Raw genomic sequence first — 14,848 nt, forward strand, 5'->3', positions numbered from 1 at the left:
TTGCCTATCCAGTGATGTGAAATCCTGTCGGCCAATCCTGCAGTGTCGCCGCCTGCGTTTGTACGTCGACCACGGATGCGCCGCGCGGTCCGTGCCAGAAGCCTTCAATCATTGAGGAGACGGCCTGCTCTGGTCCTGCGATCAAGGCAACGACAGAACCGTCGGCTTCATTGCGGACCGAACCCACCAGACCGAGCTTCAAGGCTTCCTGGCGCGTCCAGACGCGGAAACTGACACCCTGTACCTTGCCGGTAATTCGAACCAGCATTGCCTTTTGATCGCTCGACATTGTCGTCTCCCATCAAGCAGTCATCTCAAAAAATGCCGAACTGCAGCGCTTGTTGCAAGCCGCTCATGCGCAAGTCTTCACACTGTCCCGATTTTCTGTCGCTGACAGTTTTCCAGCCGTCCTCAAGGGAACGCCCGATGGCGCGCGAACGTTCTTACAGCTCAATCATTCCAACGAGGCTGGTCGGGTCTCCGGCATTTCAAGCAAGAGGGAAGAACCATGGCAATTGCAAAAAACACCGTTTGCGTCTGGTACGACAAGGACGCCGAGGCTGCGGCTCGCTTCTACACAACGACATTTCCAAACAGTGTAATGGGCGCGATTGTCCGTGCACCGGGTGACTATCCTTCAGGCAAAGAAGGTGATGTACTCACGGTCGAGTTTACGGTTGCAAGCGTTCCTTGTGTTGGTTTGAACGGTGGACCGGTCTTCAAACACAACGAAGCATTCTCGTTTCAGATCTCCACCGAAGACCAGGAAGAAACTGATCGCTACTGGAACGCCATTGTCGGCAATGGCGGCGAAGAGAGCGAGTGCGGCTGGTGCCGGGACAAGTGGGGAGTTTCCTGGCAGATAACACCGAGAACCCTGATTGAAGCACTTACAGCCGGCGGTGACGAGGCAAAACGGGCCTTTGATGCGATGATGACCATGAAAAAGATCAACGTCGCGGCAATCGAGGCTGCGCGACGCGGATAATCCGTAAATCTTCGAAGAAATTTCTATGAACCGGCAAACATGTCAGCATGGAATGCCAAGCCTTCCGGTCGTCAACGCGATATAGTCTACTAAATTAATAGACTAAATCGGAGCCGCTTCAGCGCCTCCTTCATTGACACCCTACGCTGCGACGTTCAGCGCCAATACGAGGCTTTCCGATGACCAGACAAGTGATCGAATATGCGGGTATTGCGGTTGGAATTGTTGTCCCCGACAACGGCCTGCTGAAGTTCATTGCCGTAAAATTTCATGTTCATGATCTGGATGGACGATACTTCGCTTCACCGGCGGAAGTTTTGCGTGCGATCCATAAGTTGGTGTCGACTGGAAACACGGTCCATGCAGCGTCAAAAGCTGCCTGACTGGAAACAGGAGATATTACGATGAAACTGCACCGTTTCTTTCGTCTTTCTGCCTTGCGAGACGATCTCGAGCGCAGACTTCTCGTTCACGAATATCGTTCGCTTCTGACGGATGACCTGATGGGAGATACAGGCATGTCGGATGTTCGGGATCGGCTGTTCGAAGTCTCCGGCGAACTCTCCTCCGTTCGTTCCCGATGCCGCTAATCAATGCATCGGACGAAAACGTACCGTTTCGCGTCACGATTGACTTGCGATCATGAAGGAATAAAATTCCTCTAAGCGCAACCGTACTCAATCAAGAACGAAAAAGACGGTATGAGCGTCCGAAACCGGCAAGCCTTCCGGGCTCGACAGTTTCCGCCTCGCGCTTCGGCGACTCTGGGAGGAGGCTTGCCATGACTTGTCGCGGATTTCTGCTGCTTACAACTCTTTTCGTATTTTTACCGCCTGCTGCTTACGCTCAGGAAGGTGACGTGACTGCCGGTGCAATCGTCTTCAAGAAGTGCGCCGCCTGTCATGTCGCCGAGACGGACCAGAACAAGGTGGGACCATCACTGAACGGCTTGTTCGGCAGAAAAGCCGGAACACATCCGGACTTCTCCTACTCGGCGGCGATGAAGGATGCGGGTGAAGGCGGTCTCGTCTGGGACGAGGCAACACTGCGTGATTATCTGCACAACCCGAAATCGAAGGTCAAAGGTACAAAAATGGCTTTCGCGGGTCTGAAGGACGAGACGGAAATCACCAATCTCACGGCCTATCTGAAACAGTTCTCAAAGTAGAACCACGTCCCGAAAGGGATGGATACTAGCTAAATCGCCGTAATTGCCCACATTTTTCATTTGTGAGATAATGACGGTCACACTTTTCTAAAAAAGCAGTTTCACGTCCACGGTCGCAATCGTCTCAGGGAGGAGACGGAAATGGCTGTTGTGCTGATTCTCGTTCTGCTGGTGGTTGGCTCCGTGTTGTTTCACATGCTGAGCCCCTGGTGGTGGACGCCGATTGCGTCCAACTGGAGTTATATCGACCACACGCTGGTCATTACGTTCTGGATCACCGGCATTGTCTTCATCGCTGTGGTTCTGTTCGTTGCCTATTGTGTCTTTCGCTTTCGCCACAAGCCGGGGAACAGGGCAGCCTATGAACCGGAAAACCGCAAACTCGAATGGACGCTTGCCGGCGGCACCGCCATTGGGGTTGCCGCCATGCTCGCGCCCGGCCTGATCGTTTGGGACCGTTTCATTTCCGTCCCGGCGGATGCCGCGCCCGTCGAGATCGTCGGCCAACAGTGGCTGTGGAGTTTCCGGCTGCCAGGTGCTGACGGAAAACTTGGTCGTTCCGACACCAGTGCCGTTACCCCCGACAACCCACTTGGCCTCGATAAAAATGATGCCTCCGGCCTGGATGACGTCATCGTCGATGGTGGTGAGTTGCATGTGCCAGTCGGCAAGCCGGTGAAGGTGCTGTTGCGCTCCATAGACGTCATTCATGATTTCTACGTGCCGGAATTCCGCGCCAAGATGGACATGATCCCCGGCATGGTAACGTTTTTCTGGTTCACGCCGACACGAACCGGAACCTTCGACGTTCTCTGTGCCGAACTGTGCGGTGTCGGCCATCCCCAGATGCGTGGAACCGTCGTGGTCGATGACGCGGCCACCTATCAGGCATGGCTGGAACAGCAGCCGACCTTCACACAGCTTACGGCCTCAGAGGCGCCGCAACCGTCAAATTGACGGCTGCGAAGTAGACGATCGGGAGGAAAAGGAGGGAAGACCATGACGGAAATCCGCTCGGACAGCGCAGACGCCATTCCACCCGCAGAAGTCGCGGAGATGGAGCTTTACCATCCCAAAAGCTGGTGGACGAGATACGTTTTCAGTCAGGACGCGAAGGTGATAGCCGTCCAGTATTCTCTTACTGCTCTGTCGATCGGCCTGGTCGCCCTTGTGTTGTCCTGGCTGATGCGGCTGCAACTCGCTTTTCCCGGTTACTTCACCTTCATTGATGCAGATCGCTATTACCAGTTCATCACCATGCACGGCATGATCATGGTCGTTTATCTGCTGACCGCGCTGTTTCTCGGCGGCTTCGGCAACTACCTCATTCCGCTGATGGTTGGCGCGCGTGACATGGTATTTCCCTATGCCAACATGCTGAGCTACTGGATCTATCTCCTGGCCGTGCTCATCCTTGTCGCAGGCTTTTTCGCACCCGGAGGACCAACCGGTGCTGGCTGGACGCTTTATCCGCCGCAATCCGTGCTTTCAGGCACACCGGGGGGAAGCAACTGGGGCATCGTCCTCATGCTTTCCTCGCTGATCGTCTTCATCATCGGATTTACGCTCGGTGGCCTGAACTATGTCGTCACCGTTCTACAGGGGCGCACACGCGGCATGACGCTGATGCGCATGCCGCTCACAGTCTGGGGCATTTTTACCGCAACGGTGATGGCGCTGCTTGCCTTTCCAGCCCTCTTTGTTGCTTCGGTCATGATGCTGTTCGATCGATTGTTGGGCACCAGCTTTTTCATGCCTGCCATTGTCGAAATGGGAACGCAGTTGCAGCACGGCGGAGGCAGCCCCATCCTGTTCCAGCACCTCTTCTGGTTCTTCGGTCATCCGGAAGTCTATATCGTGGCGCTGCCTGCCTTCGGTATCGTCTCGGATCTCATCAGCACCCACGCCCGCAAGAACATTTTCGGTTATCGCATGATGGTGTGGGCAATCGTCATCATCGCCGCGCTCAGCTTCGTCGTCTGGGCCCATCACATGTATGTCAGCGGCATGAACCCCGCCTTTGGTTTCTTCTTCGCCACGACCACTCTCATCATCGCGGTGCCGACGGCCATCAAGGTCTATAACTGGGTGCTGACACTCTGGCGTGGCGACATCCACCTGACCCTACCCATGCTGTTCGCGCTTGCCTTCATCGTGACCTTCGTCAATGGCGGGCTGACCGGCCTCTTTCTTGGCAACGTCGTCGTTGACGTTCCGCTGTCCGACACCATGTTCGTCGTTGCGCATTTCCACATGGTCATGGGCGTCGCGCCGATCCTCGTTGTCTTTGGTGCCATCTATCATTGGTATCCGAAGGTAACCGGACGCATGCTGAACACTATCCTCGGGCATATTCACTTCTGGATCACCTTCCTCGGTGCTTATGCCATCTTCTTCCCCATGCACTATCTCGGCCTGATCGGCGTACCGCGCCGCTATTACGAACTGGGCGAAACGGCGTTCGTACCGGCTTCGGCCCATACGCTGAACATTTTCATCACCGTGATGGCGCTGATTGTCGGCGCCGGACAAATGGTTTTCCTGTTCAATCTCGTCTGGAGCCTTTTCAAAGGCAAACCTGCAGGCGGCAACCCCTGGAGAGCCACAACACTCGAATGGCAGACGCCACAGACCCCACCGGCACACGGCAACTGGGGCCGGGAATTGCCGGTCGTTTACCGCTGGGCCTATGACTACAGCGTTCCCGGCGCAACGGAAGACTTCATTCCACAGACCGTACCGGCCACCGGCGGCAACACGCGGGAGGCAACATCATGAGTGCCACGCTGATTTTCCTTGCCGCCATCGGTGCGGTGATCGTCTGGTGGATGTCCGGCCAACGGCTCACTTCGAAACCGTGGCTCGAGACTGGCACGATATCGCTCACGGATCACCCTTCCACGCCACCCGTAAAGATCGGATTGTTCGTGTTCCTCGGCGTGGTCGGCGCACTGTTCAGCCTCTTCATCAGCGCCTATTTCATGCGGATGACGTCTTCGGACTGGTGGACAACGCCGGTGCCGCGGATTTTGTGGCTGAACACTGGCGTACTGATCCTTGGTAGTGCCACTCTTCAATGGGCAAAAGTCGAAGCCAAACGTGGACGCGAAAGCGCTGTCCGTCACGATCTGACCGCCAGTTTCGTTCTCGCGCTTCTTTTCCTCATCGGGCAGGTCGAAGCATGGCGTGAGCTTGCGTCCTCCGGCTTCGTCTTTTCGGGCAACCCGGCCGACAGCTTCTTCTACCTGCTGACAGGTCTGCACGGCCTGCATATCCTTGGCGGTATCCTTGTTCTCGGACACACAACCGTCAGAGCATTTTCGGCCGATTTCCCGCGAAACAGACTTCGCCTCAACATCGAACTCTCGGCAATTTACGCCCATTTCATGCTGGCAGTCTGGCTCATACTTTTCGCAATTTTTGCAGGATGGGCGAATGATTTCGCCGATCTGTGCCGACAACTGCTGAATTAGGAAGACAAAATGGTTCAGTCCGCCCAAACGCATGGTAACCAGCCAGTCCGCCCATCCGGCCTCAAGGGCATTGCCGCCGATTTCTCCTCGGATCAACGCGCCTTCAAAACCGCGTCCTGGGGCAAGGCGATGATGTGGTTCTTCATCCTCAGCGACATTTTCGTGTTCGGATGTTTTCTGCTGGCCTACATGACCGTCCGCATGTCCACCACCGTTCCATGGCCGAACCCGAGCGAGGTGTTTGCGCTTCACATCGCAGGACAGGATGTCCCGCTGATCCTCATCGCCATCATGACGTTCGTGCTGATCTCAAGCAGCGGCACGATGGCGATGGCAGTCAACTTTGGCTACCGCCGCGAAAAGGGCAAGACGGCCGTTCTGATGCTGCTGACGGCACTTCTCGGTGTCACCTTCGTCGGCATGCAGGCGTTCGAATGGACGAAGCTGATTTCGGAAGGCGTCCGCCCCTGGGAAAACCCGTGGGGCGCTGTGCAATTCGGCTCGACCTTCTTCATGATCACCGGCTTTCACGGCACCCATGTCACGATCGGGGTCATTTTCCTGCTGATCGTTGCGCGAAAGGTCTGGCGGGGCGATTTCGATACAGAGCGGCGGGGCTTTTTCACCAGTCGAAAGGGCCAATACGAAGCTGTTGAGATCATGGGCCTCTACTGGCACTTCGTCGATCTTGTCTGGGTTTTCATCTTCGCTTTCTTCTATCTGTGGTGAGGAGCGCCATCATGAACGAAACAGTGCCAGTTCAAACGCGAACCGAACATCAACAGCATTCCATACGGCTTTATCTTCTCGTCTGGGGGCTGCTCTTCGTCCTCAGCGCCTTTTCCTACATGGTCGATTACCTGGGCATACAGGGTTATCCGCGCTGGTCGCTGATCATCTTCTTCATGCTTCTCAAAGCGGGGCTGATCATTACAGTCTTCATGCACATGGCATGGGAACGGCTGGCCCTTGTTTACGCCGTTCTTCTTCCCCCGATACTGGTGCTGGTTTTCATGGCGCTGATGATGTCGGAGGCGAATTACACACTCTTTACCCGACTGTCCTTCTTCGGCGCCACGCCTTGACTGACGTGAGCGCCGGAGAGGAAAGGCGTTCAATCCCTCAGAGGCGTTCCGGCTCGACGACCTTGCGGTAGAGGTGCCAGGTGGCATGTCCGAGAACCGGTATGACGATGGCAAGACCGGCGAAGAAAACTGCAAAGCCTGCTGCCAGCAGAACTGCCACGATCAGCCCCCACAACATCATCTCGATCGGGTTGACGACCACCGCTTTCAACGACGTGTAAACCGCTGCCAAAGCGCCGGTATCGCGATCGAGAAGGAGCGGAAAAGCGACAACCGTGGTGCAGAGCACAATCAGGGCAAAGAAGAAGCCAATCAGGTTGCCATAGAACATCAACTGCCAACCCTGAGATGTCGTGAAAACATCACTGATAAAGGTCATCAGCGATGCCGGCTGTTCAGGCCCGAACAGGCGGATATAAAGCGCTTGCGCGGTGTACATCCAGGCCACGAAGATCGCGACCAGTAGAGCTCCGACGGCAAGGATCGCCGGGATTGCCGGAGAGTGGCGGACTTCCAGTGCATGTTGCCAGGATGTGTCCATACCGAGTTCGCGCCTACGGCTGATCTCATAAAGACCAATAGCGGCGAAGGGTCCAAGCAGGGCGAAACCCGACATCAGTGGAAAGACCAGCGGCAGGGCATTGGCACCGGACGTCCAGCGCGCCAGCACGATGCCGGCAACGGGGTAAATCAGGCAGAGAAAAACATAATGAGACGGCTTGTCCCAAAAGTCATCCAAGCCTTCTTTGAGCGCTGCGAAGACATCCGAAACACTGATGCGTCTGACATTCGGGAAGACGGCGTTATCGCGCCCACCCGCAATCACATGAAAATGCGCCATGACGTTTCCTCCCGATTACGCCTTGGCAGCAACGGTCAACAGGCATTCCCGCGCATAAACCGGGACCAATGGACCGAAACTGCACGTCTTCCCAGTATACGCCCCTTGGCGAAATCTGAACAGAGGCCCAAGGGATCGGCAATGGGATCGGTGACTAGGAAGGTAGTGTCCACTGCTTCATGGCCATTCTTGGCGATCGACAAAGGGCCGTCTTTGCATAAAGACGGCCCCTCCGTTTTGCTTAGCGCTTATGTTGTCCGATGAGTTGCTCCATCATTGCCATCTCTTCGGCCGTCAGGTCCTGCAGCGGTGAACGAACAGGACCTGCGTCGAAGCCTTGCAGTCGTACACCCGCCTTGACGGCGGAGACGGCATAACCCTTGGCGCGGTTACGGATGGCCATGAAGGGATAGAAGAAGTCGATGAGGATCGTTTCGCACTTCGCCCGCTCCCCGGCGCGAAGCGCTTTGTAAAACTCGATCGCAAGTCCCGGCACGAAATTGAAGACGGCCGAAGAATAGGTCGTGAAGCCAGCACCGAGATAGGCTTCGGCGAAAAGCTCTGCCGTTGGCATACCACCGAGGTAGGTGAGGCGATCACCCATCTTCGCGGTAATCTGGCGGACAAGACCGATATCGCCTGTCCCATCCTTGAAGCCCACGAGGTTTTCGCACTCGTCACAAAGTCGCGCCAGCGTATCGGCCTGCAGAACGGAATTATCGCGGTTATAGACCATGACCCCCATCCCGGTTGCCTGGCAGACCGCCTTGATGTGACGGTAGAGACCTTCCTGTGGCGCATCGATCAGATAATGCGGCAGCAATAGAATGCCATCGGCGCCTGCCTTCTCCACGGATTTGGCAATCGAGACCGCGATCTCCGTACCATAACCGCAACCGGACACAATTGGCGTCTTGCCGGCGGCATCCTTGGCGACGCGCACGATTTCAGGGATTTCTTCCGGCGTCAGCGAGAAAAACTCGCCTGTCCCGCCGGCAGCAAACAAGGTTGCCGCCTCGAAGCCGGAGAGCCAGTTAACATGCTCCGCGTAACTCTTGGGGTTAAATCGTCCTTCCTGATCGAAATGCGTGACCGGAAAGGATAAAAGCCCCGCACCGAGCGCATGTTTCAGGTCTTGAGTTTTCATGGTGTACCTCCTCTTGTCCGGGTGCGACGATCGCCACCCGTCCCTCTGTTCTGTTTTGCGATCTGCGCCTCAGGATTCCAGCGACTGAACCATGGCTGTGAGCCGTTCGCAGGCACCGATAAGTTCCTGATCGGACGCCGCGATGGAAAGGCGGATGTAACCGGGTGCGCCGAACGCCGCGCCCGGCACGCTCGACAGACCGAATTGCTGTAGTAGGCAAGCGGCAAAAACCGTATCGTCTTTGACGACATCACCGTTGGATGTCTTGCGGCCCAGCAGTTTCTGGACGCCAATGAAAGCGTAAAATGCACCATCGGGAGGACTGAAATCGATACCGTCGATTTCAGCCAGGCGCTCAGCGACGATTTTCGCCCGCCCGGCAAAGGTCTTTGCCCCCTGCCCGACAAAACTTTGATCTCCCGTCAGCGCCGCGAGCGCTGCCGCTTGCGCGATGGGGGATACACAGGAAACGCTTTGCGATTGCATCTTGTTGAGTGCGACGATCAACGGCTTCGGTCCTGCCGCATATCCAAGCCGCCAGCCGGTCATGGCGTAGGCCTTGGATACGCCGTTGACGATCAAGGTTCTATCTCGCAGTTCCGGGCAAGCCTGTCCGAAAGAGACAAAACTCGTGTCCCGCAAAAGGACATGCTCGTAGATTTCATCGGAAACGACGAGAACACGCGGATAACGGGCGAGCACGGCTGCGAGCTGACGATATTCCTCGGCAGAATAGATGGCACCAGTTGGATTGGAGGGCGAGTTCAGCATCAACCAACGGGTTTTCGGCGTTATCGCCTCTTCCAGTTGCTTGGCAGAAATTTTGAACCCTGACGCTGCACCGCAGCCAACATAAATAGGCTCGCCACCGTGCAAGGATACGATGTCGCCGTAGGAAACCCAACAAGGCGTTGGTATAATGACCTCGTCGCCTGGTTCAAGGGTTGCGAGAAAGACATCAAAAAGGATCTGTTTGGCACCATTGGCAACCATGACCTCATCCACCGTGTAGTCCAGGCCGTTCTCGACCTTGAACTTGCGTGAAATCGCCTGACGCAGATCGACCATGCCGGCGGGCGCTCCGTATCGGATGCCGCCTTTGCGGATCGCTTGCATGGCCGCTTCAGCAACATGCTCAGGCGGTTCGAAGTCGGGTTCTCCGAGCGACAGATCGATAATATCGCGCCCTTCCGCCGCCAGCTTCTTCGCCGCCATGGCAATCGCCATGCTGGGCGACGATTTAATGCCTGTCGCGCGATTGTTCTCGAAACTCATTGTGGCTTCCTTGAATTCTGACGTGAGTTTGATGCCGGACGAGGCTTTCGTCTCGCCCGACATCACCGGGAGAACTATTTCGAGATGACGTAGTCGAAGGCACTGTCGCGTTCAGCGGCCGCGGCCTCACGCTTGTCGACCGGGCCATAACCACCACCGCCTGGAAGCTGCAGGATCAGCCGCCGGCCCGCCGGCACATGCTGGCGACCCTTGGACGCAAGACGGGTGCCGTCATCGAGAAGCACCGCACCCGCAGCACCATTTTCGCCACCCTCTCGGCCGCGTGGTGGGTGATCGATACGATCGAACATCGCGTTGAAATGCATCTCGTGACCATCAGTCGGAGAGATCTCGACCACCTGGCCAAGACCACCGCGAAACTGGCCGGCACCGCCAGACCCGTCGCGCAACTCCTTGCGCCAGAAGATCACCGGACCGACATGCTCTGTGGCTTCGATAGACATCGAATGAACGCCGCTCGGGAATGCCGTGGCACTCAGGCCGTCGAGGGTCGAGCGGGCACCTGCGCCACCGCTATTGAAGAGCAGGACTTCGGCGCGCTGGCCACCATCTGCCGGCGCCTTTTCGCCTTGCAACGGGCGTACGCTGACATGGAGATTCCAGAGAGCACCCGCCCCTTCCGCCGGAACGCGTCCTGGCAGCATCTTGTGCACGGCCCCAAGCACGGCATCCGGGACGAGATGGCCGAGGACGTGACGAACGGACACCGGTGCGGGGTGCTGCGCGTTCAGAATGCAGTCCTTCGGTGCCGTCATACGGAACGGCAGCAATGACGCGTGGTTGTTTGGAATCTCAGGTGCGAGCGAGCATTTCAGACCATAGCAAGCGTAGGCAGCCGAGTAGATGATCGGGCAATTGATGCCCTTAGGGCTCGGTGGCGACGTCCCCTCGAAATCGGCGAGGATGTGATCTTCGGCGACATCAAGACGCACGGCGATGTCGATCGGAGAGCCATATCCATCCACGCGCATTACGTTGGAGTAAGAGCCCTTCGGCAGCGCGGCGATACGCTCTATGGTCGCATCATAGCTGCGTTTGAAAATGAACTCGCCCAGCGTTTCCAGATCCGCGAGATCGAATTCGTCCATCATGTCCATTAGACGGCGATGGCCGATTTCATTGCATGCCGCGAGTGAGTAAACGTCGCCCACCACCTGGTGGCTTTCACGAACATTGTTGCGAAGAATATTGACGAGATCCTTGTTGACCTTGCCCCGCTCCGCGAATTTCATGATGGGAACAAAGATCCCCTCTTCGTACACCTCGTTCGCGTCCGGTCCGAAGCCTCGGCCACCGACGTCGACCACGTGCGCCGTGCAGGCGAAGTAACCGACCAGTGCGCCGTTGCGGAAGCTTGGCGAAACCACCGTGAAGTCGTGCAGGTGGCCTGTGCCCTTCCACGGGTCATTGGTGATGTAGACATCGCCTTCGAAGATGTTTTCGGGTCCGATATCGCGAATAAAATGCCCGACGGCTTCCGCCATAGCGTTGACGTGGCCGGGCGTTCCGGTCACCGCCTGAGCAATCATCTTGCCACCACGGTTGAATACACCTGCGGAAAGATCGCCCGATTCACGGACACTGGTGCTGAAAGCGGTGCGGATAAGTGTCACGGCTTGTTCTTCGACGACGGAGATCAAGCGGTTCCACATGATCTGCATGTGGACTTCGGAAAGTGCGTTGGTTGTCATGGGTCTGTCCTCCGTTCAAGCGCTCTGCTTGACGCGTACGAGCAGGCAGCCATCGGCCTGCATGATGACTTCGCGGCTCGCGGTGATGATGGTTGAGGTCTCGCGTTCGGTGATGACGGCAGGTCCGCTCACCCAGTCGCCAGCCTTCATGTCGTTGCGGGAGACAATCGCAGCGTTCTGGAAGCGGCCTTCCTGAACATCGAATATTTCGCGCGTGCCGCGGGCTTTCGCTTCCCCGGCCTTTGCCGTCTTGCCGATCCGGTCGGGTGGCGCGACTTTTGAGGTGGCGCGAAGCGACCAGCTCACGATTTCGACGTCGAGACCGTCGATCACGCGGCCGAAGAACTTCTCATATTGCTCGTTGAAGAGGTTGCGGAACACCTCGCCATCGGCATCGACGTAATCACGGACAGCAATCGTCACCGGCACTTCCCAGCCCTGACCAACATAGCGCATGTATGCCGTGCACTCGAGATCGGGGTCGGCATCCGGAGCACCGGAACGGACGAATGAAGTTGCTTCAGCAATCAGATCCGAGATCGTCTGGTTGATCGCTCTGGCTTCGAAGCGGCTGAGGCGGCTATAGGCACTGCGTACGGATTCAAAACCGAACGGCGCGCGCAGGAAGCCGATGGCCGAGCCGACACCGGCGCCCGGCGGAATGAGCAGTTCCGACATGCCGAGCTTTTCGCAAAGGCGCGCGGCATGGATGGGAGCGGCACCGCCGAAAGCGATCATGGTGAATTCGGAGAGTTCCTTGCCGTTTTCCACCGCATGCATACGCGCGGCATTGCTCATGTTCTCGTCGACGACTTCACTAAGCCCGTAGGCAGCCGTAGAGATGTCAGTCTCGAGCTTGGAGGCAATATCGGTCTGCATGGCCTTGTCGGAGGCCGGACGGTCGAGCTTCATTGCGCCACCAGCGAACTCATCCGGGTCAAGTCGGCCAAGGATCAGGTCCGCATCGGTGACTGTCGGGTTCTCACCGCCACGGCCGTAGCAGGCCGGGCCTGGTTCGGAACCGGCACTGTGCGGCCCGACGCGGATCTGACGCATGCTGTCGATGGTGGCGATCGAGCCACCGCCTGCACCGATCTCGACCATTTCAATGACCGGAATGGAAATCGGCATGCCGCTGCCCTTCTTGAAGCGCCAGGTACGCGCCACTTCGAAGGTTTTCGAGGTCTTGGGTGTCTGTTTTTCAATCAGGCAAATCTTGGCAGTGGTGCCACCCATGTCATAGGAGAGAACCTGATCGAGACCATAGCTGCTGGCAATATGGGCAGCGAAGATTGCACCACCTGCCGGACCGGACTCCAGAAGGCGGACAGGGAATTCAATGGCGCTTTCGACGCTGATGATGCCGCCACCGGAGTGGATCATGAAGACCGGGCAACGTGTCCCCTCTTCCGTCAAACGACCGACAAGTCGGTTCAAATAGGACGCCATCAGCGGCTTGACGAAGGCGTTGGCGCAGACGGTATTAAACCGTTGGAACTCACGCATCTGCGGAGACACTTCCGACGAAACCGATACCGAAATATCGGGCTTCTTGGCCAGAAGTCGATCGCGAACAGCGATTTCATGCGCTCCGTTCAGGTAGGAATGGATAAAGCCGATGGCCACGCTTTCGTAACCGGCGGCGATGATGTGGTCGCAAAGTGCGTCCACTTCGGCAAGGTCGAGCGGCTTCAGCACCGAGCCATCAGCGCCGATACGTTCGTCGATGACGAAACGCTCATTGCGAGGGACGAGTGGTGCCGGCAGGACGATATTCAGATCATACTGCTCGAAGCGGCTTTCCGTGCGCATCTCGATGACATCGCGAAAGCCCTTGGTGGTGATGAAAGCCGTGCGCGCTCCGCGTCGCTCGATCAGCGCGTTGGTCGCAAGCGTGGTGCCGTGAATGATCGTATCGATCTCGGACAGATCCACGCCGGCAACGTCTGCCACTTGGCGAATACCTTTGACGATCGCGTTTTCCGGATAGGAATAATCGGTCAGAACTTTGATCGAATGGAGAGTGATGCCTACCTCCATCGCAACGTCGGTGAAGGTGCCACCGATATCGACACCGACCCTGATCTGCTTGCCATCTTTCGCCATTTCTTGACTATGCTCCATAAGCGAGCTGTTGATGCGCCGGCCTTGCGAAAGCTCAATTTTCGACATGCCGGGGGCATTCTCCGCACGCGTTGCGACGGAGGCCAAAGCTCTTCAGTTGTTGATTTGCGGGTACCCTGCGCGGCGGTGTCAGCGGCCGCGCAGGTCTTGGTCGTTATTGCTTGCCGGTGAAATCGACACCTGGCAGGGTTGTCGGGAGTTTGGCGCGATCAACGCCGATCCATTTCTTGTAAAGTTCGTCGAGCGAGCCATCAGCCGTGTGCTTGGTCACGAAATCCGTGAGAAACGCGAGCATCTCCTCGTCACCCTTGCGTACAGCCATACCCTGGAAATTGTCGGAGACCTTGTACTTGCGCTCGAACTGGGCATCGTAACCGGCCTGCTTGATGACAAGGCCGTAGGTGATGCTGCCAAGGATCGCATCGACCTGACCGGATAGAAGCGCCTGCACCGTCGTCGCATCATCATCGAAACGCTTGATTTCGGTGTTCGGTGGCGCGACCTTGACCAGCAGAGGATCGAACGCGCTGCCGCGATTGACGCCGATCACAAACTTTCCGAGATCCTCGTTGGCCTTGATCGTCGCGTCCTTCTTGCCCCAGACAGTGATGTCGTTCGACGAGTAGGGGATGACGTACTGGATGACCTTGGCGCGTTCCTCGGTGATCGTCATGGACGGCACGAGGAAATCGACGTTGCCGTTGACAAGCAGAGGAATGCGGTTCTGGCCGGTGATGCGCTCGAACTTCGCCTCAACGCCGAGTTCCTTGGCAATCATCTTTGCGATCTCGATATCGAAGCCGTCATTCTGGCCCTTCGGATCGATGAAACCCCATGGAAACTGATCCATCTGTACACCGATTGTCGCCGTGCCCTTGGCCTTAAGTTCCTCAGGCGTCACGGCCAGCGCCGCAGTTGCAAATGACGTTGCGGCGAAAAGCATGGCGGCAAGGCCGCTGACGACTTTCGAACGCGAAGGGGTCAATGCTGTATTGGACATGTGGTCACCTCTGGTTTGGTTTTTTGTCATGCGTT

At 56.9% G+C, this 14,848-nt stretch carries 16 protein-coding genes; 9 read left to right on the forward strand and 7 right to left on the reverse strand.

Translation table 11 applies throughout. The annotated features are described in order from the left end of the window. Window positions 1-4 precede the first annotated feature (4 nt). The gene (locus ACIQT8_RS23255) at window positions 5-289 is read right to left on the reverse strand and encodes an acylphosphatase (RefSeq protein WP_138793593.1); all 285 of its coding nucleotides are present in this window, start codon (window positions 287-289) and stop codon (window positions 5-7) included. 225 nt (window positions 290-514) lie between these two features. On the opposite strand from ACIQT8_RS23255, the gene ACIQT8_RS23260 reads away from it, so the two are divergent. From ACIQT8_RS23260 to ACIQT8_RS23300, 9 genes are all read left to right on the forward strand, one after another. After that, window positions 515-988, forward strand: a complete 474-nt coding sequence (locus ACIQT8_RS23260) for a VOC family protein (protein ID WP_400970463.1) — start codon at window positions 515-517, stop codon at window positions 986-988. A gap of 179 nt (window positions 989-1,167) precedes the next feature. After that, window positions 1,168-1,371: a hypothetical protein gene (locus tag ACIQT8_RS23265; RefSeq protein WP_138793592.1), complete on the forward strand. Its 204-nt coding sequence runs from the start codon at window positions 1,168-1,170 to the stop codon at window positions 1,369-1,371. 21 nt (window positions 1,372-1,392) lie between these two features. Continuing rightward, window positions 1,393-1,578, forward strand: coding sequence for a hypothetical protein (locus tag ACIQT8_RS23270; protein WP_262527280.1), 186 nt, complete (start codon window positions 1,393-1,395; stop codon window positions 1,576-1,578). A gap of 191 nt (window positions 1,579-1,769) precedes the next feature. After that, on the forward strand, window positions 1,770-2,156 hold the full coding sequence (locus tag ACIQT8_RS23275) for a cytochrome c family protein (RefSeq protein ID WP_138793591.1): 387 nt from the start codon (window positions 1,770-1,772) through the stop codon (window positions 2,154-2,156). A 141-nt stretch (window positions 2,157-2,297) separates the two neighbouring features. Further along, complete coding sequence (locus tag ACIQT8_RS23280; RefSeq protein ID WP_400970336.1) at window positions 2,298-3,113, forward strand: cytochrome c oxidase subunit II; 816 nt, start codon at window positions 2,298-2,300, stop codon at window positions 3,111-3,113. A 42-nt stretch (window positions 3,114-3,155) separates the two neighbouring features. Next, complete coding sequence (locus ACIQT8_RS23285) at window positions 3,156-4,934, forward strand: cytochrome c oxidase subunit I (RefSeq protein ID WP_400970339.1); 1,779 nt, start codon at window positions 3,156-3,158, stop codon at window positions 4,932-4,934. Beyond that, window positions 4,931-5,629 carry a cytochrome c oxidase subunit 3 gene (locus ACIQT8_RS23290; RefSeq protein WP_400970342.1) on the forward strand — a complete coding sequence of 233 codons (699 nt, stop codon included), beginning with the start codon at window positions 4,931-4,933 and terminating at the stop codon, window positions 5,627-5,629. The genes ACIQT8_RS23285 and ACIQT8_RS23290 overlap by 4 nt, the downstream gene beginning before the upstream one ends. A gap of 9 nt (window positions 5,630-5,638) precedes the next feature. Then, on the forward strand, window positions 5,639-6,358 hold the full coding sequence (locus ACIQT8_RS23295; protein WP_400970345.1) for a heme-copper oxidase subunit III family protein: 720 nt from the start codon (window positions 5,639-5,641) through the stop codon (window positions 6,356-6,358). A gap of 11 nt (window positions 6,359-6,369) precedes the next feature. Next, window positions 6,370-6,714 (forward strand): cytochrome C oxidase subunit IV family protein, encoded by a 345-nt coding sequence (locus ACIQT8_RS23300; RefSeq protein ID WP_400970348.1) that lies wholly within the window; start codon window positions 6,370-6,372, stop codon window positions 6,712-6,714. Window positions 6,715-6,751: 37 nt separating this feature from the next. Here the strand turns inward: ACIQT8_RS23300 and ACIQT8_RS23305 are convergent, their stop codons facing one another. From ACIQT8_RS23305 to ACIQT8_RS23330, 6 genes are all read right to left on the reverse strand, one after another. After that, a complete protein-coding gene (locus ACIQT8_RS23305) occupies window positions 6,752-7,555 on the reverse strand; it encodes a DUF2189 domain-containing protein (protein ID WP_400970351.1) in 804 nt (267 codons plus the stop codon). A gap of 241 nt (window positions 7,556-7,796) precedes the next feature. Continuing rightward, window positions 7,797-8,702: a 5-dehydro-4-deoxyglucarate dehydratase gene (kdgD, locus tag ACIQT8_RS23310; protein WP_400970353.1), complete on the reverse strand. Its 906-nt coding sequence runs from the start codon at window positions 8,700-8,702 to the stop codon at window positions 7,797-7,799. Between the two features lie 69 nt (window positions 8,703-8,771). After that, entirely contained in the window at window positions 8,772-9,977 is a 1,206-nt protein-coding gene (locus ACIQT8_RS23315; protein ID WP_400970356.1) for a pyridoxal phosphate-dependent aminotransferase, read from the reverse strand. A 74-nt stretch (window positions 9,978-10,051) separates the two neighbouring features. Next, window positions 10,052-11,689 (reverse strand): hydantoinase B/oxoprolinase family protein, encoded by a 1,638-nt coding sequence (locus ACIQT8_RS23320; protein ID WP_400970359.1) that lies wholly within the window; start codon window positions 11,687-11,689, stop codon window positions 10,052-10,054. A 15-nt stretch (window positions 11,690-11,704) separates the two neighbouring features. Continuing rightward, window positions 11,705-13,795: a hydantoinase/oxoprolinase family protein gene (locus tag ACIQT8_RS23325; RefSeq protein ID WP_138793685.1), complete on the reverse strand. Its 2,091-nt coding sequence runs from the start codon at window positions 13,793-13,795 to the stop codon at window positions 11,705-11,707. 172 nt (window positions 13,796-13,967) lie between these two features. Further along, window positions 13,968-14,813 carry a transporter substrate-binding domain-containing protein gene (locus tag ACIQT8_RS23330; RefSeq protein ID WP_400970362.1) on the reverse strand — a complete coding sequence of 282 codons (846 nt, stop codon included), beginning with the start codon at window positions 14,811-14,813 and terminating at the stop codon, window positions 13,968-13,970. Window positions 14,814-14,848 lie beyond the last annotated feature (35 nt).

It is taken from the genome of Agrobacterium sp. NPDC090273 (genome assembly GCF_044772305.1).
Taxonomy (GTDB): domain Bacteria; phylum Pseudomonadota; class Alphaproteobacteria; order Rhizobiales; family Rhizobiaceae; genus Agrobacterium.